Origin of the sequence: Streptomyces violaceorubidus, from assembly GCF_000717995.1 — a bacterium.
Lineage (GTDB): Bacteria > Actinomycetota > Actinomycetes > Streptomycetales > Streptomycetaceae > Streptomyces > Streptomyces violaceorubidus.
The window spans coordinates 1-273 of the sequence record NZ_JODM01000203.1; the positions used below are offsets into that span (position 1 = coordinate 1).

1 protein-coding gene is annotated in these 273 nt (G+C 69.2%); it reads right to left on the reverse strand.

Going from position 1 to position 273, the window contains the following annotated elements:
• On the reverse strand, positions 1 to 273 hold a 273-nt coding region (locus tag IE94_RS36910), incomplete at both ends, for a condensation domain-containing protein (protein WP_037925076.1).

Sequence of the window (273 nt, forward strand, 5' to 3'; positions counted from 1 at the left end):
GCGGTCGGTCGGCAGGTCCAGTTCCTCGGGGAGGTCTTGGAGTTGTTCGCGCCAGTGGGTGAGTTGGCGGGTGATGGGTGAGTGGGGGTCGTCCTCGGTGCCGAGGGTGTGGCGTTGCCAGAGGGTGAAGTCGGCGTACTGGACGGGCAGGGGTGTCCAGGTCGGTTCGTGTCCGGTGTGGCGGGCGGTGTAGGCGGTGGAGAGGTCGCGGGCGAGGGGGGACAGGGACCAGCCGTCGCCGGCGATGTGGTGCATGACGAGCAGCAGCACGTG